This is a genomic window from Hyphomonas sp., from assembly GCF_017792385.1.
In the GTDB taxonomy this organism is placed as follows: Bacteria; Pseudomonadota; Alphaproteobacteria; order Caulobacterales; family Hyphomonadaceae; genus Hyphomonas.
On the sequence record NZ_CP051230.1, the window covers coordinates 110,228 to 132,647 of the forward strand.

The 22,420-nt window shown below is 64.0% G+C and carries 19 protein-coding genes; 6 read left to right on the plus strand and 13 right to left on the minus strand.

Annotated elements, in window-relative coordinates; translation table 11 throughout:
• The first annotated feature begins 177 nt into the window (after positions 1 to 177).
• From nadA to HF955_RS00555, 5 genes are all read left to right on the plus strand, one after another.
• A complete protein-coding gene (nadA, locus tag HF955_RS00535; protein ID WP_291077079.1) occupies positions 178 to 1,320 on the plus strand; it encodes a quinolinate synthase NadA in 1,143 nt (380 codons plus the stop codon).
• 67 nt (positions 1,321 to 1,387) lie between these two features.
• Positions 1,388 to 1,855 (plus strand): hypothetical protein, encoded by a 468-nt coding sequence (locus HF955_RS00540; protein ID WP_291077080.1) that lies wholly within the window; start codon positions 1,388 to 1,390, stop codon positions 1,853 to 1,855.
• A gap of 3 nt (positions 1,856 to 1,858) precedes the next feature.
• Positions 1,859 to 3,397, plus strand: coding sequence for an L-aspartate oxidase (locus HF955_RS00545; protein ID WP_291077081.1), 1,539 nt, complete (start codon positions 1,859 to 1,861; stop codon positions 3,395 to 3,397).
• On the plus strand, positions 3,394 to 4,251 hold the full coding sequence (gene nadC, locus HF955_RS00550; protein ID WP_291077082.1) for a carboxylating nicotinate-nucleotide diphosphorylase: 858 nt from the start codon (positions 3,394 to 3,396) through the stop codon (positions 4,249 to 4,251). Before HF955_RS00545 ends, nadC begins: the two co-directional genes overlap by 4 nt.
• A gap of 48 nt (positions 4,252 to 4,299) precedes the next feature.
• Positions 4,300 to 5,109 (plus strand): SDR family oxidoreductase, encoded by an 810-nt coding sequence (locus HF955_RS00555; RefSeq protein WP_291077083.1) that lies wholly within the window; start codon positions 4,300 to 4,302, stop codon positions 5,107 to 5,109.
• Between the two features lie 3 nt (positions 5,110 to 5,112).
• On the opposite strand, the gene HF955_RS00560 is transcribed toward HF955_RS00555, so the two are convergent.
• The 9 genes from HF955_RS00560 to HF955_RS00600 all read right to left on the minus strand — a co-directional run bounded on the left by HF955_RS00560 (position 5,113) and on the right by HF955_RS00600 (position 16,203).
• Positions 5,113 to 6,225, minus strand: a complete 1,113-nt coding sequence (locus HF955_RS00560) for a cell wall hydrolase (RefSeq protein WP_291077084.1) — start codon at positions 6,223 to 6,225, stop codon at positions 5,113 to 5,115.
• Between the two features lie 426 nt (positions 6,226 to 6,651).
• On the minus strand, positions 6,652 to 9,339 hold the full coding sequence (gene ppdK, locus HF955_RS00565) for a pyruvate, phosphate dikinase (RefSeq protein ID WP_367279810.1): 2,688 nt from the start codon (positions 9,337 to 9,339) through the stop codon (positions 6,652 to 6,654).
• 204 nt (positions 9,340 to 9,543) lie between these two features.
• On the minus strand, positions 9,544 to 11,577 hold the full coding sequence (gene glyS, locus HF955_RS00570) for a glycine--tRNA ligase subunit beta (protein WP_291077086.1): 2,034 nt from the start codon (positions 11,575 to 11,577) through the stop codon (positions 9,544 to 9,546).
• A gap of 85 nt (positions 11,578 to 11,662) precedes the next feature.
• Positions 11,663 to 13,528, minus strand: coding sequence for a caspase family protein (locus tag HF955_RS00575; RefSeq protein WP_291077087.1), 1,866 nt, complete (start codon positions 13,526 to 13,528; stop codon positions 11,663 to 11,665).
• Between the two features lie 69 nt (positions 13,529 to 13,597).
• Positions 13,598 to 14,494, minus strand: coding sequence for a glycine--tRNA ligase subunit alpha (locus tag HF955_RS00580; RefSeq protein ID WP_027836617.1), 897 nt, complete (start codon positions 14,492 to 14,494; stop codon positions 13,598 to 13,600).
• A 73-nt stretch (positions 14,495 to 14,567) separates the two neighbouring features.
• Complete coding sequence (locus tag HF955_RS00585; RefSeq protein ID WP_291077088.1) at positions 14,568 to 14,705, minus strand: hypothetical protein; 138 nt, start codon at positions 14,703 to 14,705, stop codon at positions 14,568 to 14,570.
• A 75-nt stretch (positions 14,706 to 14,780) separates the two neighbouring features.
• Positions 14,781 to 15,509, minus strand: coding sequence for a methyltransferase domain-containing protein (locus HF955_RS00590; protein WP_291077089.1), 729 nt, complete (start codon positions 15,507 to 15,509; stop codon positions 14,781 to 14,783).
• Complete coding sequence (locus HF955_RS00595) at positions 15,509 to 15,715, minus strand: DUF2007 domain-containing protein (protein WP_027836619.1); 207 nt, start codon at positions 15,713 to 15,715, stop codon at positions 15,509 to 15,511. The genes HF955_RS00590 and HF955_RS00595 overlap by 1 nt, the downstream gene beginning before the upstream one ends.
• Positions 15,712 to 16,203, minus strand: coding sequence for a hypothetical protein (locus tag HF955_RS00600; RefSeq protein WP_291077090.1), 492 nt, complete (start codon positions 16,201 to 16,203; stop codon positions 15,712 to 15,714). The genes HF955_RS00595 and HF955_RS00600 overlap by 4 nt, the downstream gene beginning before the upstream one ends.
• A gap of 182 nt (positions 16,204 to 16,385) precedes the next feature.
• Between HF955_RS00600 and HF955_RS00605 the strand changes: the two genes are divergently transcribed.
• Positions 16,386 to 17,399: a polyprenyl synthetase family protein gene (locus tag HF955_RS00605; protein ID WP_291077091.1), complete on the plus strand. Its 1,014-nt coding sequence runs from the start codon at positions 16,386 to 16,388 to the stop codon at positions 17,397 to 17,399.
• Here HF955_RS00605 and HF955_RS00610 read toward each other — a convergent pair.
• The 4 genes from HF955_RS00610 to HF955_RS00625 are packed head-to-tail and all read right to left on the minus strand — an operon-like array spanning position 17,396 to position 22,350.
• On the minus strand, positions 17,396 to 18,445 hold the full coding sequence (locus HF955_RS00610; RefSeq protein ID WP_291077092.1) for a hypothetical protein: 1,050 nt from the start codon (positions 18,443 to 18,445) through the stop codon (positions 17,396 to 17,398). The two genes, HF955_RS00605 and HF955_RS00610, sit on opposite strands and share 4 nt — an antisense overlap.
• Positions 18,442 to 19,314, minus strand: coding sequence for a 4-(cytidine 5'-diphospho)-2-C-methyl-D-erythritol kinase (locus HF955_RS00615; RefSeq protein WP_291077093.1), 873 nt, complete (start codon positions 19,312 to 19,314; stop codon positions 18,442 to 18,444). The genes HF955_RS00610 and HF955_RS00615 overlap by 4 nt, the downstream gene beginning before the upstream one ends.
• Positions 19,315 to 19,332: 18 nt before the next feature.
• On the minus strand, positions 19,333 to 21,093 hold the full coding sequence (locus HF955_RS00620; protein ID WP_291077094.1) for a tetratricopeptide repeat protein: 1,761 nt from the start codon (positions 21,091 to 21,093) through the stop codon (positions 19,333 to 19,335).
• 42 nt (positions 21,094 to 21,135) lie between these two features.
• A complete protein-coding gene (locus tag HF955_RS00625) occupies positions 21,136 to 22,350 on the minus strand; it encodes an N-acetylmuramoyl-L-alanine amidase (RefSeq protein WP_291077095.1) in 1,215 nt (404 codons plus the stop codon).
• Positions 22,351 to 22,420: the final 70 nt, after the last annotated feature.

Sequence of the window (22,420 nt, forward strand, 5' to 3'; positions counted from 1 at the left end):
CTCCTTATTCCTATCCGCTAGACCCCTTTTGCTCAGAGTGCGCATAAGCATCATGTTTCTGTCGCACGAGCCACCTGTTCCCGGACGTTTGAAGGCCGATCCCCTTGAAACGCACCTGTTCAGGACCATATTATACTCAGATCGAGCATAAGTCGATCTGAACCAAGGAGGACGACAATGGCACGTCTTATAGATTCCGGCCCTGGCTGCCCCACCCCGACCCCGCTGCGCGGCGCGTCCGCCGCCGAAGCGCGCGGTCTGGCCTATGATGACGCCGTGAAGGCGGAAACCGATGCGCTGTACCCGCTCGTGCAGGATTTCATCACCCCGATGGAATGGCCGGCCATCGCGCCGCTCGTGGCGGCAATCAACCGCCTGAAGAAAGAGAAGAACGCCGTCATCCTGGCACACAATTACATGACGCCGGACATTTTCCAGCTGGTCGGCGATTTCCGCGGTGACAGCCTTCAGCTGGCCCGTGAGGCGTCCAAGGTGGATGCCGACATCATCGTTCAGGCAGGCGTGCACTTCATGGCCGAGACGTCCAAGATCCTCGCCCCCGAAAAGACCGTTCTGATCCCCGACACGCGCGCCGGATGCTCGCTGGCGGCCTCGATCACGGGCGCCGATGTGCGCCTGATCAAGCAGAAATTCCCGAACTATCCGGTCGTAACCTATGTGAACTGCACCGCCGAGGTGAAAGCCGAGTGCCACATCACCTGCACCAGTTCCAACGCCGCACAAGTCGTTGAAGCCATTGCCGCAGAATGGAATTCCGACACCGTCATCCTCGTGCCGGACCAGTATCTCGCCAAGAACGTGGCCGCACAGACCGGTATCCGCGTGATGACGTGGCCGGGCGCATGTGAAGTGCACGAGATGTTCAGTGCCGACGATGTCGACCAGCTCCGCGAAGCGCATCCCGGCGTCGTCATCCTGGCCCACCCGGAATGTCCGCCGGACGTGCTGGAAGCAGCCGATTTTGCCGGATCGACCTCTGCGCTGGCCAATTACGTGGCCGAGGAAAGCCCCAACAAGGTGGTCCTGCTGACCGAATGCTCGATGAGCGACAATGTCGCCTCGGCCAATCCCGATGTGAACTTCATTCGGCCCTGCAATCTCTGCCCGCACATGAAGCGGATCACGCTGGAGAACATCTATGACTGCCTCGTCACAGGCGAGCATGAAGTGACCATTCCGGAAGATGTGCGCGTGCGTGCCAAGGAGGCTCTGGATGCCATGATGGCCCTGCCGAAAATGGCCAGGCCGCTGGCGTTCGAGACCGGTCTGAAACCGCTCGACATCGAAATGGTCGTCTAGCAGCCGCGCAGGTTGTGCTAAGGCCGGAGTGCGGCGTAATGTGCCTTAGGGCGCAAGGAGAGGTAGCATGTTCCGAGGCAGGTTCCGTCTCGCGGCAGTGGCGATGGCAGGGCTTCTGGCCTGCGCCCCCGCCCATGCCGACAGCAAGCCCGCGGGAGACCCCGCCGATGTCCTCGGCACATGGAGCTTCCAGACCAAGCCATATCGCGGCGGGGAATGCATGATGTCCGGCACGATGTATCTTTCTCCGCATCCGGAAGAAGGCCTGTATGGCTGCGAACTGACCGCGGTTGAAGTCTGCTCCATGTGGGGCCGCTCGGTGGTCCGCCAGTCCTGCAAGGCGCGGCGCTTCGGAGACCAGATTTCCATTCGGTCCCAGATCGAGGAGATGCTCGAAGCCAAGGTCGAAGGCCTGATCTATGTGCCGGACAATTTCACGCTGACCATCCAGTCAGCCGATCGCATGTTCGGCGCACTGGTCTCGGCGGTGACTGCGCCTGCGGAATTCCGCCGCGCCAATGACGGCATTTCCTGATCCGTGTCCGCGCCGAGCTCCCAGACCCTGACGGCCAGCGGGCCAGTCGATGATGACGTCCTGATCGTCGGGGCCGGCCTTGCAGGCCTGTTCCTCGCGCTCGAACTGGCCCCGCGCCCGTGCACCGTCATCTCGCCGGCACCCTTGGGCCAGGCCGCATCCTCTGCCTGGGCCCAGGGCGGGCTCGCTGCCGCCCTGCACCCCAAGGACAGTCCGGAACAGCATGCCGCCGACACGGTCGCCGCCGGGGCCGGCCTGGTCGATCCGATCATCGCACGCCTGATTGCCGAGGAAGGCCCCGCCCGGGTACGGGATCTGGTCGAGTTGGGCGTGCCGTTCGACCGCACGCCAGATGGCGCGCTGGCCCTGTCGCTCGAAGCCGCCCATTCCCATCCGCGCGTCGCCCGCGTGGCCGGAGATCTTGCCGGCAAGGCAATCATGGATGCGCTCGTCGCCGCCGTGGCCGCAGCGCCGCACATCACCGTGATTGAAGGCGCGCGGGCAACCGGCCTCCTGCAGGATGACACACGCCGGGTGGCCGGCATCATCCTGCGTGACCAGGCCGGCACGCTTTCGACCCGCACAGCCCGCGAGACCGTGCTGTGCACCGGCGGGTCCGGCGGCCTGTTCCAGGTCACCACCAATCCTCCGGAAGCCCGCGGCGACGCCGTCGCCATGGCCTGGGAAGCCGGCGCGCTGATCGCCGATCTCGAATTCGTACAGTTCCACCCGACCGCCATCGACATCGGCCGCGATCCCGCGCCACTGGCAACCGAAGCCCTGCGCGGAGAAGGCGCCACGCTGCACAACCAGGATGGCGCCGCCTTCATGCAGCGCTATCACGAGCTGGCCGAACTGGCCCCCCGCGACGAGGTTGCCCGCGCCGTCCACACCGAACGCATGGAAGGCCGCGGCGCCTTTCTGGATTGCCGCACTGCCGTTGGCGCACATTTTCCGGATCATTTCCCAACCGTGTTCGCGGCCTGCAAATCAGCCGGCATCGACCCGCGCGTCGACATGATCCCGGTCGCGCCCGCTGCGCATTATCACATGGGCGGTATCGTCCCGGACTTCTGGGGACGCAGCAGCCTGGACGGCCTGTCCGTCTGCGGAGAATGTACCTCCACCGGCGTACATGGCGCAAATCGCCTCGCATCCAATTCCCTGCTCGAAGCCGTGGTTTTCGCACACCGGATTGCCAGCCGCCTGCGCCGCGTTGACCTGGACCAACCGGGCACGTCGCGCGGCAGTGTGCCGGGCGCCTTGCCCTTTGCCGCCCTCCAGCAATTGCGCCGCGCCATGTCCGAGAAATGCGGCGTCGTCCGCACCGGCCCCGGCATGCGGGAGGTTCTGGACCTGATTTCCGGCCTCAAGGACGCGCACGGTCCTGCCCGCGCACTGATCACGGCCGAGCTGATTGTTCGCTCCGCCCTCAATCGCGAGGAAAGTCGCGGCGGCCATTTCCGGTCAGACCATCCTGATACGGCAGACCCGCGCCGCCAGTTCCTGATGAAGGATTTCAAGGAGGCTGTTTGCCTATGACCCCGACCCCGCCCCCCTTGCCGGCCATCATTCTCGATCCGATCGTACGGCTCGCCCTGTCCGAGGATCTGGGCCGCGCCGGAGACCTGACCACAGACGCCACGATTGCAGCGGGCACTCAGATGAGCGTGGTCATCGCTGCCCGCCAGCCAGGCGTGATCGCCGGCCTGGACGTGGCCGCACACGCCTTATCCCTGATCGATCCGACGGTTCGGCTGGAAATTCACAAGGGCGATGGGGCTGCGGTGAAACCGGGTGACATCGTGGCGGAACTGAATGGTAGCGCGCGCTCCATCCTCACCGCGGAGCGCACCATGCTGAACTTCATTGGCCGCCTCTCCGCCGTCGCCACCATGACGCGCGCCTATGTCGAAAAGGTCGCTCATACGGACGCGACAATCGTCTGCACCCGCAAGACAACGCCCGGCCATCGCGCCCTGGAGAAGCGCGCGGTGCGCTGCGGCGGCGGCACGGCCCACCGCTACGGCCTCGATGATGCCGTCCTGATCAAGGACAATCACATTGCTGCCTGCGACGGCTCCGTGGCGCTGGCGCTGGAACGGGCAAAAGCCTATGCAGGCCATCTGCGCATGATCGAGATCGAAGTGGACACGCTCGATCAGTTCGAGGAAGCCCTGAAACATGGTCCGCACGCCGTATTGCTCGACAATATGAGCCCCGAAACGCTGCGCCGCGCAGTCGAGATGAATCAGGGGCGGGTGATGCTGGAAGCTTCCGGAGGCGTCAATCTGGATACCGTTGCGTCAATCGCCGAAACCGGGGTCGACTTCATTTCCGTCGGTGCCCTGACCCATTCGGCCCCCAATCTTGACGTGGGCATGGATGTCGTCTGACACTGCTGAAAAGGGCGATCAGTCCCGGACAGCAGGAGGAAATTGCCCATGAGCCAAGCGGGCGGACGAAAGAGCATCTTCATTACCGGCGCAGCGTCCGGCATCGGCGCAGAAACCGCCCGGTATTTCTCGAAACGCGGATGGTTTTGCGGCCTGTACGATGTGAACACGGCAGGTCTGGACGAAGTCGCCGCCGAGATTGGCGCCGGAAATTGCCTGCAGGCACGGCTGGACGTACGCAGCCGCGAGGATTGGTCTGCCGCCATGCGGGACTTTTCTGACGCCACCGAAGGCGCCATGAACGTGCTCTTCAACAATGCCGGAATCGGCCGTCATGGCTGGTTCGAGGACATCACCGGCGATGACAATGACGCCATCATCGACATCAACGTCAAAGGTGTCGTCAACGGGGTGCAGGCGGCGCTGCCGCTCCTGAAGGCAACCTCCGGCGCGCGAATCGTCAACACGGCGTCCACGGCCGGGGTCGTCGGCTCGCCCCAGCTGGCCGTTTATTCCGCCACCAAGTTTGCCGTTCGGGGGCTGACCGAAGCGCTCGATGCCGAGTTCCGCGATCTGGATATCCGGGTGACCAGCCTGATGCCCTGGTTCATCGAGACGCCGATCCTTGAAATGGGGGACCGCGAAGGCTCAAACCACAAGATGTCGGACCAGCTGCGGGAGAATGGGATGAATGTCTATCCGGTCTCCATGGCAGCCGAAAAGGCCTGGGATGCGGCCCATGGCAAGGACATTCACTATATGGTGGGCAAGGATGCCGAGCGGGCACGCTTCATGGCGCGCTGGCTGCCCGGCGCCATCCGCAAACGGGTCCGGGAAGGCGTGCCTCCCCGCGATTGACCGCTAGTTCATGGCCCCTGCAACAGCGCCGCCGGACGCCGAGGAGATCTGCGCGGCGGTGTAGGCAGCCACCTCATCCTTGTCGGCAATCTTTTCCGACACCGGCACGTCGGCCTCGGCCGTCTTGCGTACCGTGTTGAATTTCGGCGCACCATTGGTGATCGTGCGGGTCGACGTGGAAACCATGGCCGGGGCCAGTGTCGGCGCCGGTGCATCCATCGCGACCTTTTCCAGTTTCACGTCATCCTGAGTCTTGATCACGGACGTCGCTGCCGCGTTCACATCCCGGTCCGCCGCGGCCGTGATGACCTGCTGGCGCTTGCGGGAATAGTTCTGCCGCACCTGGGCCCATTCAGCGCCACGCGGGAAGCGGTAGAAGATGTGCAGACCGATCTTGTCGGTCTTGATCAGGCCGGCACTCCAGATCGGGTCGACATAGGTCGCATGATAGTGCGTCGCACCGCCGGTCCGCTCCTCATTGAGGTCCATCAGGACATGGGCGGCAACTTTCTGGGCATTCTCCCAGTTCCGGCCACGCGGGGCGCGGTTCATGGCGCCGTCACAGGTAAAGGTGAACTGGCAGCCGGTCGTCCGGGTTGCTCCCTGGAACACGACATCACAGATGCTGTCGGGATAGCGGTGGTCGCGCACCCGGTTGGCAATCACCTCGGCAACAGCCATCTGGCCGCTCAGCGACTCGGTGCCGGCCTCGTAATAGATTGCCTGGGAGAGACACTTGGCCTCGTCATTGATCTTTTCGGCGCGCTTGATGTGCTCCGGACGGAACGAAACCAGCGACGACAGGGCCGCGCCATCCCGGTCCCGCGCAGCATAGCGGCTCATCGAGGAGTCCGTATCGCGCTTCAGCGTGTATTCAACCGTGCGGATCCAGGGCGTGTCCAGCAGGCTGGGAGTCATCGGATCCGCGCGCACCGTCACGCCACCATCCTCGATCGAGGCCAGGCGGGTTGCTTCGGCACGGAAATCAGCTTCGGCGCGCTTCTCCAGCTGGAGTTCGCCGAGAATTGGCAGCGTCACAGTCGCCGCAACCGCGCAGACCGCAACGGTCGCGCCGCGTACGACGATATCTCTCTGCTCTTCGTTCGTCATAGCCATCCACCAACGCTTGAGCCGCTCTTGGAGCCCACGCATTGGCAACAGGGTCGCCCTTCGTGGTTGAAGAATCCTTAACATCACCGCTCCCCAATCCCCCGGCAGACGATATATTCCGTCATGTGCAACCCGGGTGTTGTTGGTTTGTCTTAACTTGATCAGGCCCGTTTCAGGCCCTGTTCGGACTTCGATATCCGTCTCTGCGAGTACCTAGCAAGAAGCTGGCCAGATACGTCAGTGACTTTTCTGTCAGGATACATACGCCCCGATTTCACAATTTAAACCGCCACTTCAGGACAAACCCGACAAGCCCCTGTAATATCGTGGAATATTTCGGCAAATTTGATGAAATTTCTTGCACTGCACAAAAAAGGGTGTTGCGCGGACGCAACACCCAAATTCTGAGCGATTCGGTCGAAGCTCTCGCGGCTATCGGGCCTTCAGGGCCGCATGCGCCGCGGCGAGCCGGGCGATCGGCACGCGGTAGGGAGAACAGGACACATAGTCGAGTCCCGTAGTGTGACAAAAGTTAATCGATGCCGGGTCGCCACCATGCTCGCCGCAGATCCCCAGCTTGATTCCGGGGCGTGTGCTCCGGCCGCGTTCGGCAGCCAGTTTCACCAATTCGCCCACGCCCACCTGGTCCAGGGTCACGAACGGGTCCTTTTCGTAGATGCCCTTGTCTTCATAAGCTTTCAGGAAGCGGCCGGCATCATCGCGGGAAATACCCAGCGTGGTTTGCGTCAGGTCATTCGTGCCGAAAGAGAAGAACGCGGCGGAATTGGCAATCTCGCCGGCCTGCAGCGCGGCCCGTGGCAGCTCGATCATCGTGCCGACCATATAGTCCAGCGTCACACCGGTTTCAGCGAAAACCGCCGTCGCAACATCGTCGACGACCTTTTTCAGGATGGCCAGCTCCTTGTGGGTCGCAACCAGCGGGATCATGACTTCCGGCACAGGCTTGCGGCCGGTTTCCTTCGAGACATTCACAGCCGCCTCGAAAATGGCGCGGGCCTGCATCTCGTAGATTTCCGGATAGGTGATGCCGAGGCGGCAGCCCCGATGCCCCAGCATCGGATTGCTCTCATGCAGCTCCGCTGCGCGGCGGCGCAATTCGTCGGCGCTGACGCCGGATGCCTTGGCCACATCTTCCATGTCCGCGTCGGTGTGCGGCAGGAATTCGTGCAGCGGCGGGTCCAGCAGGCGGATCGTCGCCGGGCGATCCTCCAGAATGCGGAAGATCTCCTCGAAATCGCCGCGCTGCATCGGCAGCAGCTTGTCGAGTGCGGCGCGGCGGCCGGTCTCGCCATCCGCCAGGATCATGGCGCGGACTTCCGGAATACGCTCTTCCTCGAAGAACATGTGCTCGGTGCGGCACAGGCCGATGCCCTCGGCGCCGAACTCCACAGCCGTGCGCGTATCGAGCGGCGTTTCTGCATTCGCACGCACTTTCAGCGTCCGGGCCTTGTCGGCCCAGCCCATCAACAGGCCGAAATCGCCTGACAGGTCCGGCTGCACCATTTTCACGGCGCCCAGCATGACTTGTCCGGTGGCGCCGTCGACCGTGATGATATCGCCTTTTTTCACTTCGCGTCCCATGACGCGGAACACGCCGGCCTTGTTGTCGATCTGCAGGCCGCCGGCGCCGCACACGCACGGGCGCCCCATGCCGCGGGCCACAACGGCGGCGTGGCTGGTCATGCCGCCGCGCGCCGTCACGATGGCGCGGGAGGCGTGCATGCCCTTGATATCTTCCGGGCTGGTCTCAATGCGGACCAGGATCACATCCTCGCCCTTTTCCGCCATGTCCCAGGCCTCATCGGATTCGAACACAACCTTGCCGACTGCCGCGCCGGGGCTGGCCGGCAGGCCCATCACGACCACGTCGCGTTCGGCATCCTCGGCAATGGTCGGGTGCAGCAGCTGGTCCAGCTGGGACGGCTCAAGCCGCAGAACGGCTTCTTCTTCCGTCACCAGGCCTTCGCGCGCCATGTCGACCGCGATCTTCAGCGCGGCCGCGGCCGTGCGCTTGCCGGTCCGCGTCTGCAGCATGTAGAGGCGGCCATCCTCGACCGTGAACTCCAGATCCTGCATGTCCTTGTAGTGCTGTTCCAGCGTGTTCGCGACCTCGCGCAGCTGGGTGTAGACTTCCGGCATGGCCTCTTCCAGCGGGGCATCATCGGAGCCCAGCTTGTCGGCCCGCTCGCGCGAGATCGGCGCCGGGGTGCGGATGCCCGCCACCACGTCCTCGCCCTGCGCGTTGATCAAATATTCGCCATAGAAGACCGGATCACCATTTGACGGGTCGCGCGTGAAGGCCACGCCAGTGGCCGACGTCTCACCCAGATTGCCGAACACCATGGCCTGCACATTGACGGCCGTGCCCCATTCCTCGGGAATGTCGTTCAGCTTGCGATAGGTGATCGCGCGGTCATTCATCCACGATCCGAACACGGCCGTGATGGCGCCCCAGAGCTGTTCCTTCGGATCGTCCGGGAACGGGCGGCCCAGATTGTACTGAACCGCGTCCTTGTAGAGCGAAATGATCTGCTTCCAGTCCTCGGCCGTCATCTCGGTGTCGAGATCATAGCCCTGACGGTCCTTGTAATCGTCCAGGATGTGCTCGAACTCGTCATGGCTGATGCCCAGCACAACGTTCGAATACATCTGGATGAACCGGCGATAGGAATCATAGGCAAAGCGCTCGCCGGCCTTTTTCGCCAGGCCCGCTGCAGCGGCCTCGTTCAGGCCGAGGTTCAGCACCGTGTCCATCATGCCCGGCATCGAGGCGCGCGCGCCCGAACGGACCGACACCAGCAGCGGATTTTCGGGATCCCCGAACCCCTTGCCGGTTTCCTGTTCGATGGCTTCCAGCGCGGCATCCACCTGCGCTTCCAGCGTCGCCGGATACTTCCGGTCCAGTTCGTAATAGGCCGTGCAAACCGCCGTCGTGATCGTGAATCCGGGCGGAACCGGCAGGCCCAGCTTGGCCATTTCCGCAAGGTTTGCCCCCTTGCCGCCCAGCAGGTTCTTCATTGAGGCGTCGCCATCTGCGCTCCCGCCGCCAAAAGCATACACCCAGGTTTCGTCTGCTGGTTTCAGTGCCGCTTCACCCATGAATTCTGCCTTCCGATACATAAGTCGTGTCCCCCGTGCTTACGCCGGGCGAATTGCAAATCCTATGCTGCATTGCAGCGCCATTGGCCAGTGTCGGAATGGGCCCCGGACATGTGACAACGTTGTTTGTGACACATTGGCGCGTTCGCACTGAAACAGGGCGTTTCAGTGTGACACAACGGGCACGCCGCGGCCTAACCTGGATCAGCCGTCAATGCGGGAGAAATCGGCCACACGGTGCAGCGTGTCACGGATCTGGGTGAGCAGGGCCAGGCGATTCGCCCGGACGGCCGGATCTGCGTCATTCACCATGACCGCCTCGAAGAAGGCATCGACCGGCGCGCGCAGCCTGGCCAGTTCCGCCATGGCGCCGGTAAAGTCTTCCGCTGCCAGCGGCGCAGCAATGGCCGCCTCGACCTCTGCCAGCGCCTTGCCCAGCGCCTGCTCCTCGGCCGGGCCCTTGGCGATCAGCGCGTCGTTGACGGAGAGGTCAGACGGCAGATCGCCCTTCTTCTCCTCGGCCTTCAGAATGTTCGCCGCGCGCTTGTAGCCCGCCAGCAAATTCGCGCCGTCCTCGGCCTCCAGAAACGCCCCCAGCGCCTCGACCCGGCGCGTGATGAGCACGAGATCATCCTCGCCGAGGGCAAAGACGGCGTCGATGAGGTCGTGGCGTTGGCCTTGATCGCGCAGATATTGCTTCAGACGATCTGCGAAAAAGGAAAGCAGGTCGCTCGAGGCTTCCGCATCGGTCTGGAGTTTCAGTCGAACTTCATTCTCCAACAGAATCCGAACCACGCCCAGCGCCGCCCGGCGCAGCGCGAACGGGTCTTTTGAACCCGTCGGCTTCTCGTCAATCGCCCAAAATCCAACCAGCGTATCCAGCTTGTCGGCCAGTGCGACCGCGATGCCCACCGGATCGGTCGGCACGGAATCGCTCGGGCCCTGAGGTTTGTAATGGTCGCGGATGGCATCGGCGACCGCCTCAGGCTCGCCGGCCTCCAGCGCATAATACCGCCCCATCACGCCCTGCAGCTCCGGGAACTCGCCAACCATCTCCGAGACAAGATCCGCCTTGGCGAGGCGCGCCGCCCGTTCGGCCAAATCCGGATCCGCGCCCACTTTCGGGGCCAGCTCCCGCGCCAGCGCCGCCACGCGTTCCACCTTGTCGCCCAGCGAGCCAAGCTCCGCCTTGAATGCAATCGTCGACAGTTTCGCCGCCATCTCGTCCAGCGGCGTCGCCTTGTCCTTTTCCCAGAAGAATCGGCCATCATCGAGCCGCGCCGACAGGACCCGCGAATTGCCTTCGGCCAGCTTCTTGCCGCCATCGGTCGCTTCGATATTGGCCACCACGATGAAATGCGGCGCCAGCTTGCCGGTCTTCTTGTCATTGACCGCGAAATATTTCTGGTGCGTCCGCATCGACAGCTGGATCACTTCCGGCGGCAGGCTCAGGAAAGCCGGGTCCATGTCCCCCAGCACGACAACCGGCCATTCGGCCAGGCCCACCACTTCCTCCAGCAGCCCCTTGTCCTCGATCCACTCAAGGCCGGCATCCGCGCAAACCGTCTCGATGCCGGCCAGGATCACCTCACGGCGGGCATCCCGCGTCAGCTTCACATGGCCCTGGCCTTCCAGCTGGCTTTCATAATCCTTGCGGGAGGTCACCCTGAACGGCCCACGGCCATGCACCCTATGGCCTTCGGTCTCTTTGCCGCTGGCAATGCCATCCACCTCGAACGGCACCACTTTCCCGTCCAGCACGCAGACAATCCGCTGCAGCGGGCGTACCCAGCGCAGATCTCCGGTGCCCCAGCGCATGCTCTTGGGCCAATGGAAGCCGCGAATGATGGCCGGCACGGCCTCGGCGATGATGTCTGTCGCATCGCGCCCCGGTGTCTCGATCACGGCCACGTAGAAGTCGCCCTTCTTCGGGTCCGAGCGCACCTCGGCCTGGCTGATGTCGCTGAGCCCAGCGCCCCGCAGGAAACCTTCGACCGCCTTGTCCGGCGCGCCGACCTTCGGGCCCTTGCGTTCTTCCTTCACATCGGCCGAGCGGTCCGACAGGCCATCGACAAACACGGTCAGGCGCCGCGGCCCGGACGCCGTTTCCAGCGATGCCCAGCTGAGGCCCGCCTCGCCCAACGCCTTCTCCAGCGCCGCGCCGAGATCGCTTTCTGCCTTCGCCTGCATACGCGCAGGAATTTCCTCCGAGAAGAGTTCGAGAATCAGGTCTGCCATGAAGGGGTCCAGCCAGAAGTTACAAGCCTGCACGGCATACTAGGGCGGGCGTCAGGGTCAAGCGCCGGACGTGCAGATGGGCCAATCAGTCCGCGCCAAAGGTCAGCTCCCACAGCTGCAACCCGCCGCCCTTCATCGAGACGAGCAGCCGTTTTCCGTCCGGCGAGAATTCAACCCAGTTTGCGCCAAACATGCTGAGATCCTGCACGCCCGCAAGGAACGCGCCCGTCTCCGCGTCCCAGATCTTGCCGGACAGATCCATCGCGCTGGTCGCAACAAACTCCCCATCCATGCTGAACGTCGCATTCCAAAGCGGCGCGTCATGGCCGGTCAGCTCCAGCACATTGCCTTCCTCATCCCAGACCCGCGCGCTCTTGTCGGCCGAGGCGACCAGGATGCGCTCGCCATCGGCGCTGAACATGGCATAGGTCGCGGGTAGCTCTCCGGACTCCACAACGCGCACCTGCCGGCCGGACTCGGCCTCCCACACACGCACCGTGCCATCATTCGACGCCGTGACGATCCGGCTGGCATCCGCATTGAACCGCGCCGACCGGACCGCATCGGAATGCCCGGTCAGCCGCATCAGCTCCGCGCCGGAGCGCGCATCCCAGATGCGCACCGTCTTGTCCTGGGACGACGTGATCACCCGATCTCCGAACGGGCTGTATTCGGCATAGGTCACGACATCCTCATGCCCGTCCAGCACCAGTCGCGCCTCCTCGCCCAGCGCGCTCCAGATGCGCGCCGTGCCGTCTTCGGACGCCGTGATGAGACGCTCTTCATTTGGGCTGAACCGCACGGTGAGCACCGGCGCGGTATGGCCCTTCAGTTCGGTCGACTGGCCATAAAGGCTCGGCGTCATGCCGACGATCCAGAGGCGGGCTGTGTGATCGGCCGATGCACTCGCCACGAACCGCCCACTCGGGCTGTAATCCACGCCATAGACTTCGTCCGTATGCCCGCTCAGGTCGCCAAACCAGGACACCGATTTCAGCTGCAATCGCGTGCGGGCGCACGGAGGGTTGGCCAGGTTCCGGCGCGCCACCTCGGCGAACTTGCCATCCGGATATGCTTCCAGGTGACGGGCATATTTCGTACAGGGATCGACCGCGGTATAGCCGACGCTGGAAATCTCAACCCAGTCGATCGTCTCCTGATCCAGGCCGGCATCCATGCGGCATTCGCCCGCAAAGCAGTAATCCAGCGAGACATCCGAATAGATCGCCGGGCGTTGCTCGTGATTGATCGAGGCGGCAAGCGCGGCCACTTCCGTCCGGGTCTCGTCCACGCTGCGCAACAGCGGGCTGGCCGGATCGCCGAGGCGTGGCAACAGGCTGCGGGTGAAGACCGAATAGGGCGAGTCATCCTCCGGCCCCAACCGGTCCAGCGCCTTCTGCCGGGCGCCCGCCGCATAGACGACCAGTGTGCCCGGCACGATCTCCAGCCGCGACAGCCCCCGCGTCACGCTGCGCGTGCCCGTATCGAACGGATTGTCCCGGCAGGCATCCACGATGGCGAACAAGAGGCCCGGCCGGCGCGCCTTGATCTCGGCCAGCACATCATTCGACAGGGACACGGTCTGGCGCCTGAGCGCGAACTCGGACGATTCCAGCGGCGCATCCTTCAGGGCCAGGAAATTGTCGGCCCCATCAGACCAGCCATGCCCGGAGAAGATGAAGGCCACTTCATCGCCAGGCTCGATGGATTGCAGGAACCCGTCCAGCGCCTCAAGAAACTCAATCGTACCCGGATCGATCAGGCGCGTGACTTCAAAGCCCAGCTGCCCTTCGAAGGCTTCGGAATAGCCCGTCGCGTCGCCGGTCGTTTTCTGAAGGTCGGGCAGCTGTTCATAATCGCCAACACCGACGATCAAGGCGCGTTTGGTCTTGGCATCCGCGCCGAGCGCAACGCCCAGAAACATCAGGCCGATCAGTATCCAGCGAAACATCACGCGTCCTCCCACAGGGGAAAGTCTACCCCCAAGGGCCGCGATGGACAAATCTTCCGGCCGACGACTTTAGGCGTTTGCGCCTTCCTGTTCGGCCCATTGCGCTGCGGCGCCGCGGGCCAGGTCACGAACGCGGGCAATATAGGCCTGGCGCTCGGTCGGGCTGATCGCGCCGCGCGCATCGATCAGATTGAAGGTGTGGCTGGCCTTGAGAGCATAGTCATAGGCCGGCAGCGGCTTGCCCGCATCGCGCAGGGCGTTCGACTGGGTCTCGCAATCGGCGAACCAGCGCTTCAGCATCTCGACATCGGAATGCTCGAAATTGAAGGCTGATTGCTGGCGCTCATTTTCCAGGAACACATCGCCATAGGTAAGCGGCACGTCACTGTCCGGATCGTTGAACGGCAGATTGTAGACATTGTCGACGCCGAACACATACATGGCGAGGCGTTCCAGGCCATAGGTCAGTTCGCCGGACACCGGGAAGACGTCGAGCCCGCCAACCTGCTGGAAATAGGTGTACTGGCTGACTTCCATCCCGTCACACCAGACTTCCCAGCCAAGCCCCCAGGCGCCGACGGTGGGGTTCTCCCAATCATCTTCCACGAAGCGGATGTCATGCACCGTCGGGTCGATTCCGATACGGTAGAGGCTTTCGAGGTACAGATCCTGCAGATTGTCCGGATTGGGCTTCAGGATCACCTGGAACTGGTAATAGTGGCCAAGCCGATTCGGGTTCTCGCCATAGCGCGCATCCTTCGGGCGGCGCGACGGCTGGACATAGGCGGCGCGCCACTCTTTCGGCCCCAGTGCGCGCAGCACGGTGGCCGGGTGCAGCGTGCCGGCGCCAACCTCCATGTCATAGGGTTGCAGGATCGCACAGCCCTTCTCGGCCCAGTAGGTCTGAAGCGTCAGGATCAGGTCCTGGAAGGATTTCGGCTTGGCGTGCGCCTTGGGTGCGGTCATGGCTCGGATCCGGAATGTCTGTTGCCCGCCGGGTTAGCGCCGCGCGCGAAACGAGGCAAGCGCGGGAATGCGATCAGAACGGACCGCGCGATTCCTCATGATCGTTCGATCCGCCGCTGCGCCCGGTCACCATGCGGTAGAACCCGCCATGCCCGAGCAGCGCCATCGCCAGCCCGATGAAGAGGAAACCGAAGAATAACAGGCCGAACATGGCCATCTCCTTTCTGCACCCCTGCCTCGAAACGCAGCCTAGCCTGCAAATGCGGCAATTCCCAGCAAAACCGGATCACCAGTCGATGGCATCTCCACGCCGCAGGGACTCCAGCGCCGCACCCGGTTGTCCATCCGGTGTGTGGGTGATCAACGGCGCCAGCAGGCGAACGCTGCCCCGTTTCAGGCCCTTTCGCCCGCGCACCAGAACCCGGCGGGCCTCCTCGCCCTGTTTCGACGCAATCGGCAGCACGGTGATCTCGCCCGTCAGCCGGTCCAGTACGGTCAGGATCCGCGCCAGTTCCGCCGCGCGGTGAATGATCACGATCGGCGCACGCGGCCGCGCCGCAAAGGCCATTGCCTTGATCCATCCATCCAGTGTCAGCGATTCCAGATAGGCCGCCACCTTGCCTTCGCCGGGGGCGGAGATACGGCCCGGCTCGAAATAGGGCGGGTTGGCAAACACGATGTCGAACCGGTTTTCGTTGTCACGGACCCAGTCGGCGGCGTTGCCGGTCTCCAGGGTCACGCGGTCACCAAACGCATTGGCCTCTACTCCGCGCCGGGCCAGCGCCACCATGCCTTCATCAATGTCCACACCGGTAAACCGGGTCTGCGGCAATCTGAATGCTGCCGTCATCAGCGCGCCACCGCAGCCACAGCCGATTTCCAGTGCATGTCCACCCGGCCTGTCCGGCAAGGCGGCGGAAAGAATGAGCGAATCGGTTCCGGCGCGGAATCCCTTTTCCGGCTGGAACAGCCGGACCCGGCCCTGATACAGAGTGTCTTCGGTAATCCCGTCCACTAGCCCGGTTCAACTTCGGAAAGGGCACGCTGGGCAGAGGCCGCCAGATCGTCCCGCACCATCACCCGGCGGGGAAAGGCCCCGATATTGCCCTCAACCGCTGAAATGTGTTGGTCGGCGATGAAATAGTCGATCCCCGCCTCTTGCAGCAAATGCTCGACATAGCTCAGCTTGACCGGGTCATTGGTGCGAAAGATTTCCTTCATTGAGTGGCTGCGCCCCGCAAATTGATGTCCACCGATTGCGCATCATACACCATGGGCCGGTCGGGCTTCTCGCCCGTTCCGGTCACGATCTCGATCATTTCCGTGACCTCGCCACCGGATCCGCCGCCCAGAGGAAATCCGATGCCGACCCCCACGCCGACACTGCTGCTGCGCCCATAGGACCCGCTGGACCCGCCAATCGACACGCTGGACCGGCTGCCGGTGTTGCCACTCTCCCGCTCCGTGTAACTGCTGGTGATCTCGAACCAGTCGGACCCTTCCAGCAAGGTCAGTTCGGCGGCCCTCAGCAGCGCCCGGTCGCGGGCCCGGGCGGGATCGGTATCGGTGTAGGTGACCTGGTATCGGCCGGCTTCAATCTTCTGGCTGGCATAGCCCATGGCGCCGGATTTCGACGCGGGTCCATACGCCTGGCTGCTCGTACAGGCGGCGAGAGCCCCTGCTGCGATCAGGTACATGAGATGCTTCATCAGAAAACCTTTCCCGGTTCGAGCCATCGGGTCAAATGGCCAGCCAATATTACTCTTACCCTATGTGGTTTCAGCACAATACTTGATGAACAGATGCGTCGGGGTGCCACGGCGCGCTTGATGCAAAGTCATCCTAGGACTATTTCCCGTTTTATCAGGGCAAAGATGGGAGCCAGCAAACCGTGACCCTTTCGCCAAAAACAAAGGGCAAAGAGGCCGTCGGTTCCATCGTGGATCGGATGCAGGCGCTCGTGGCCGGTGACCTTGCAAAGGTCGAACACCTGTTGGCCACACGCGCCGCCAGCCCGATTTCGGTGATCCCGGACCTGTCGGCCTATATCGTCTCCGCTGGCGGCAAGCGGCTGCGCCCGCTGATCACGCTGATTTCTGCCCATGCGGTCGGCACGCCGAATGAGTCGACCCACGCGCTCGCTGCCGCTGTCGAGTTCATTCACACAGCCACGCTGCTCCACGATGATGTCGTGGACGAAAGCGATCTGCGCCGCGGCAAGCCCGCCGCCAAGGCGATCTGGGGCAACAAGGCCTCGATCCTGGTCGGCGATTTCCTGTTTGCCCGCGCCTTCAATCTTCTGGTCGAGACCAACAGTCTGGACATCCTGAACCGTCTGGCCACCGCCTCGACCATCATTGCCGAGGGCGAGGTGCGCCAATTGGCGGCCATGCAGGTCCGCGACCTGCCCACCGAGGACTATCTCGCCATCATCGAGGCCAAGACCGGCGCGCTGTTCGAGGCAGCCGCCGAGACCGGCGCGATGTCTGTCGGCTCGGGATCGCATGCGCATCCGCTGGCCACCTATGGCAAGAATCTCGGCCTGGCCTTCCAGATCATCGATGACGTGCTCGACTATGGCGGCACAACGTCGGTCATCGGCAAGTCGGTCGGCGACGATTTCCGCGAATGCAAGATCACGCTGCCGACCATCATCGCCAAGCGACGCGGCTCGGACGAGGACCGGGATTTCTGGGACCGCGCGATGCATCCTGACACGCAACAGGATTCCGACCTGGCGCACGCCGTCCACCTGATCCGCGCCACCGGCGCGGCGGAAGCCACGGTGCAGGAAGCCGAAGCCTATACGTCGCTCGCCAAGGCGGCGCTCCGGACCCTGCCGGAATCGCCCTATCGGGACGCGCTCGAGGAATTGGCGGATTTCTGCGTCAGCCGCGCCTATTAGGCCCGGCGCCGCTCCCACAGCCACAGGCCGGATCCCGCTGCGCCGAGCGCGATGAGCGCGACCAGCTGCTGCACCGGAAATGCATCCGCCGGGTCTCCGGTTGCAACCGGGCTGAACAGCGCCAGCACACCCGCAACAGCGCACAGCAACGTCATCCCCCACCAGAGCGCCGCGACCGCAATGTGCCGCCAGCCCCGCGCCACCAGTCTCTGATACGCGTGGTCGGTATGGGCCTGCATCAGGTTGCGGCCCTTCAGGCTGCGCCAGGCCAGCGTCAGCAGCACGTCGACAAGGATCGGCAGGGACAGGGTCAGGCCCAGCAGGGCGACGCGCAGCCCGTCCATGCTGGCCGAGACATGATAGACCGCCAGCAGGCCGAACAGGCCGCCGGCGCCGAGCGATCCGCAATCGCCTGCATAGAGTACGCCGCGTACATTCCAGGCCAGGAATCCCAGCACGGCCCCGAACATGGCAAACTGCGCCACGATCGCATATTCGCCGAACAGGTCCGGCGCGCAGGTGCCGAAGCACAGCATCATGATGGCATAGGCCGGAAACAATCCGACATGCATGATGCCGAGTGTCCCCAGGGCGAGACCATTCGCACCATCCATGAAGTTCGCGGCATTGGTGATCACGATCAGCCAGCCAAATACCGCCACACCGATCAGCGTCTGGCCGGATGCCAGGAAGGGCGCGGCCGCAAGCGCCGCCCAGAGACAGATCAGGCACAATTTGAAACGGGCTGACAGATCCAGCCAGTCATCGGCCAGCCCGATGAGCCAGGGTGAAACCGCCAGAAACGCCATGAACAGGATCTGGATGGGTTGCGCCTCTGCTATCGCGCCCGGCCCGGACGTCGCGGCAAAGGCCACCAGCGCGATCAGCAGCGCCCCCAGCATGCCCAGCCCGCCGGTGCGCGGGACCGGCGCTTTCTGCTGCTTGCGCCCACCATCCGGGGCGTCCAGCAGCGGCACACGCCGCGCCAGCGCGCACAGCACGAATGAGATCAGCGCCGTCCCCGCGACCAGATAGGACACGCTCATGCGGCGTCTCCGAGCAGGGTCGCCCGAACCCACCAGTCCGGCCGCGCCGCCGCCAGCACGGTCGCCGCCGCCTCGGCGGCATCTCGGCTCTCGAACAGGGCAAAACAGGTCGCGCCCGATCCGCTCATGCGCGCCAGGCGGGCCCCTTCAAGCTGTGCCAGCGTGTCCAGCACAATGGCGATCTCCGGTACAAGCTCGATGGCCGGCACCTGCAGATCATTGCCCTGTCCCTGCAACCAGTTGATCAGGTCTGAAACGTTTTGAAACGGGGGCAGCGCCTCCAGCGCGCCAAATTCCTGCCCCCCGCCCGCGGCATCAAAGGCCCGGAACACCGGCCCGGTCGGGCAATCGAGCCCCGGATTGACCAGCACGGCCGGCAGCGCTGGCAGGCCGGTCTGAACGCGCACGCGCTCCCCCTCGCCCTGCATCAGGGCCGCCCGCCCCTCCAGCGCCACCGGAACATCGCCGCCCAGCGGCACGGCCACGCAGCGCACAACGTCCGGGTCCAGCGCCCATAATTTCTGCAGCAATCTCAAGGCAGCACCGGCATCCGCCGACCCGCCGCCAATTCCGGCGGCAACCGGCAAATGCTTGTCCAGCGTCAACGCCGCGCCCCGTGCCTGTCCCGCCGCCGCGCACAGCGCCCGGGCGGCCTGCATCACCAGATTGTCGTCCGCCGCCTCCAGCCCGGCCGCACGCGGACCGGAAATCTTGAGGCTCAGCTGGTCAGACGGCTCCGCCGAAACGCGGTCTGCCGCTTCCGGCCCGGCAAAGACAACGAGCGAATCGAGCGGGTGCCGGCCATTCTCCTGGACGGGGCCCACATGCAGGAAGAGATTGACCTTGGCAGGTGCGAGAGCCATCGGCATGTCAGGTTCCAGCCCTGTCTAGGGGCGTCCGGGCGGCGGCAGGGCTGCCGCCGCATCAGATTCCGCCTGCTTGATCGCCGGCAGCAACGGCCCGGCAACCAGCTTGGCCTCGATCCGGTCGCGCTCGCCATCGGCCGGGTCCAGCGTCAGGGACCGGCGCCACTGGAACCGCGCTTCCAGCTTCCGGCCGGTCTGCCAATAGGCATCCCCGAGATGGTCATTCACAACCGGGTCGCCCGGTTCCAGTTCCACAGCGCGCTCCAGCAGTGTTGTGGCCATGTCGTAATTGCCAAGCCGGTAATGGGCCCATCCCAGGCTGTCGATGATATGGCCGGCCTCGGGGGCCTGCTCTGCCGCGCGCTGGATCATCGTCATGGCGTGATCCAGATTTTCGCCGCGGTCGACATAGGAATAGCCGAGATAGTTCAACAGCGAGGCATCGTCCGGCTGCAGCGCCAAGGCATGCAGCAGGTCCTGCTCGGCCCCCTGCCAGTCCCCCATCGCCTCGCGGGAGGCGCCGCGCGCATAGAACAGCCGCCAGTCCTCGCGGCCTCTCACCGTGTCTTCTTCAATGGTCTGGCTCAACAGCGCGTCGGCCTCGGCCTGACGGCCAATAGTCCGGTAGAGTTCCGCGACCTGGATCTTCAAGCCGCGGTCCGGTGCGTGCTGCAACGCTTCAGCCGCCACGGCCAGCGCTGACTGGTTGCGGCCGCTGCGCTGCAGGGCCCATGCGATCTGGCCGCGCGAAGTGGCATAGAATGCAGATTCTTCCGGGACACGCGCAAGCACAGCGATCGCTTCTTCCCAGCGTTCCGCATTCGCCAGCGATTGCGCCCAGAGGGAGCGGGCGACGTGCAGGTCCCTGTCCAGGGCGAGGGCGAGCACAAAATACACGGCCGACACATCGTCATCGGTCTGGCTCATCAGGGCCGCCGCCGGAACATAGACGGCCAGCGCCGCCCCTTCATCCGGACTGAGCCGGCGGACCTTGATCCGGTCCCCGGCCCGGATCGCCTGACCCAGCCGGGCGATGGCCGCGTTATGGCCAACCTCCCGCTCGAACGTGTCGATCATATCGAGCGCGTCTTCGTGCGCGCCGCGTGATGCGAGCAATTGCGCATGGGCTTCAACGCCCACAGCCAGCCGGGCACCGGACGACCACAGGGATTGAAACACGGCCAAAGCCGCCTCGTCATGACCCGCGGACATCTCGATCAGCCCCATCATGTACAGCGTGGCGCTGTCGAGCCGCGGATCGCCGGTCAGGCCGGATTCGAGATAGCGAATGGCCGCATCGGTTCCCTGGGCCTCGACGACACGCCAGGCCGACAATCCCCGCGCGATCATCCGGTTGAAAGGGCCGAAACGGGTTTGCTCAAGGAATTGCCGCGCTTCCGCGTCGCGCCCCTCGCGTTGCGCGTCCACGGCAAGCGTCAGGCGGACCAGAGCCGCTTCACTGCCCAGCGCATGTGCGCGTTCGGCAAGCCGCACGCCCTCACGATAGTCTCCGGACAGGAGCGCCGCAAACAGGGCCCGGTCGGCAATGCCGGATTTCTCCGGCGCGGAATCAATTGCCAGGGCATAGTGTTCCGCCGCCATTTGCGGATCGTTTGTCATTGCCGCGAAACGGGCAATCAGGAAGTCCGAATAGGCCTCCGCCTCCGAAGGCCTGCCATTGTCGATGAGCGAGGAATCAAAAGGGCGCAGCGCGCCCGTTCCGGCACAGGATGACGATATCGCAAGCAGCGACGACAGGGCGATGATACGCAGGAACAACATGCGGTCCAACTTCTCAGCATCGGCCCCTGGCCGCAAGGGGATTCACCCGTTCTCTCCATGCCCGGCAAGCAGTATGTCCTGCTGGTCGAAGAAGCGGTCGATGCCCCGTTTCACCGAATTCATCGCCTTGCGGATGCCCGCATTCGACTGCAGTCGCCGAGCATCGGACGCGTTGGTGAGAAACCCCATTTCGAGCAGGACGGCCGGAACATCCGGTGCCAGCAACACGTAAAAGCCCGCCTCGCGATGTGTATTGCGCAGCACCGGCCCGGATTTCTCCAGTTCCGGCAACAGTATTTCCGCAAACTCGGACGAGCGGGTCTTGGTCTCACGCTTGACGAGGTCTTCCAGAATGGAGCTGACATGTTCGGGCGCGCCATCTTCCAGCGGAATGCGCCAATTGTTGCGGTTCGCTTCCTTGTCGATCCGGCGCTCTCCGCTGGCGCTGATCGTGTACACCGACGCGCCCGCCACATCCGGCTTGCCCGCAGCGTCCGCATGCAGCGAGATAAAGAGGTCCGCGCCCCAGTCGCGCGCCTTGTTGACCCGGTCCTCCAGCTCCACAAACACATCCGTGTCGCGGGTCAGCCGCACCGAATAGCGATCATCCGCCTCAAGCGCCTTCTTAAGCTCGAGGGCCGCCCTCAACGTGATGTCCTTTTCCCGCCCTCCGGTAACGGCCAGCGCGCCGGGATCCTTGCCGCCATGCCCGGCATCAATCACGACCGTATAGGTCTGCCCGGCCATGCGCCGGGAGGATGGCAGGGGCGCCTCAGGCCGCAGCGAGGCCAGTTCGACCGCCAGTTCCTCCTTCCGAAGGTCTGACTGATAAGTGGCGAGCTTGCGCATGTCGCGCCGGGCCACGCTGCTGAAACGGGCGGCGGAAACCGCCTGAAGATCAATGATGACACGATGGGCGGGCTCATTCCCCGCCGGCGGCAGGGCCAGAACCCGTGCCACCATGAGTGGCCGCTCCAGCGCAAAGCTGAGCACGCCTTCAGACAGCGCCCAGGTGGCAACGCCGCCGCTGCCATCGCCTGCGGCCGGCGTGACCTGGCCCCTGATCGGCAGGATCAGGCTGCGCGCCTCGCCTGATTCGGCCAGGAAGGCGCGTCCCTCCTGCGCGGAGTCGGCCCAGACGGTAATCCGCGTCGGCTCGCCATTGCCGACGACTTGCACACGATGAATGTCTGCGGCGGCCGCCAAAACGCAGGCCAGACCGGCAATCACAAGGGAAACAAGGCGTAGAAGAGGCATCAGTCCGACACGGTTTCCGGGTTCGAAGAGCCTCCCTAGCAGAATCTTTATTAACCCAGCATTGACCAAA

Bases quoted from the DNA above. Each gene is read 5' to 3' on its own strand.
- HF955_RS00560 (WP_291077084.1), bottom strand. From the start codon at position 6,225: ATGGCTATGACGAACGAAGAGCAGAGAGATATCGTCGTACGCGGCGCG.
- nadC (WP_291077082.1), top strand. From the start codon at position 3,394: ATGACCCCGACCCCGCCCCCCTTGCCGGCCATCATTCTCGATCCGATC.
- HF955_RS00575 (WP_291077087.1), bottom strand. From the start codon at position 13,528: ATGTTTCGCTGGATACTGATCGGCCTGATGTTTCTGGGCGTTGCGCTC.
- nadA (WP_291077079.1), top strand. From the start codon at position 178: ATGGCACGTCTTATAGATTCCGGCCCTGGCTGCCCCACCCCGACCCCG.
- HF955_RS00580 (WP_027836617.1), bottom strand. From the start codon at position 14,494: ATGACCGCACCCAAGGCGCACGCCAAGCCGAAATCCTTCCAGGACCTG.
- HF955_RS00615 (WP_291077093.1), bottom strand. From the start codon at position 19,314: ATGCCGATGGCTCTCGCACCTGCCAAGGTCAATCTCTTCCTGCATGTG.
- HF955_RS00610 (WP_291077092.1), bottom strand. From the start codon at position 18,445: ATGAGCGTGTCCTATCTGGTCGCGGGGACGGCGCTGATCTCATTCGTG.
- HF955_RS00555 (WP_291077083.1), top strand. From the start codon at position 4,300: ATGAGCCAAGCGGGCGGACGAAAGAGCATCTTCATTACCGGCGCAGCG.
- HF955_RS00625 (WP_291077095.1), bottom strand. From the start codon at position 22,350: ATGCCTCTTCTACGCCTTGTTTCCCTTGTGATTGCCGGTCTGGCCTGC.
- HF955_RS00600 (WP_291077090.1), bottom strand. From the start codon at position 16,203: ATGAAGCATCTCATGTACCTGATCGCAGCAGGGGCTCTCGCCGCCTGT.
- ppdK (WP_367279810.1), bottom strand. From the start codon at position 9,339: ATGGGTGAAGCGGCACTGAAACCAGCAGACGAAACCTGGGTGTATGCT.
- HF955_RS00585 (WP_291077088.1), bottom strand. From the start codon at position 14,705: ATGTTCGGCCTGTTATTCTTCGGTTTCCTCTTCATCGGGCTGGCGATG.
- HF955_RS00620 (WP_291077094.1), bottom strand. From the start codon at position 21,093: ATGTTGTTCCTGCGTATCATCGCCCTGTCGTCGCTGCTTGCGATATCG.
- HF955_RS00595 (WP_027836619.1), bottom strand. From the start codon at position 15,715: ATGAAGGAAATCTTTCGCACCAATGACCCGGTCAAGCTGAGCTATGTC.
- HF955_RS00540 (WP_291077080.1), top strand. From the start codon at position 1,388: ATGTTCCGAGGCAGGTTCCGTCTCGCGGCAGTGGCGATGGCAGGGCTT.
- glyS (WP_291077086.1), bottom strand. From the start codon at position 11,577: ATGGCAGACCTGATTCTCGAACTCTTCTCGGAGGAAATTCCTGCGCGT.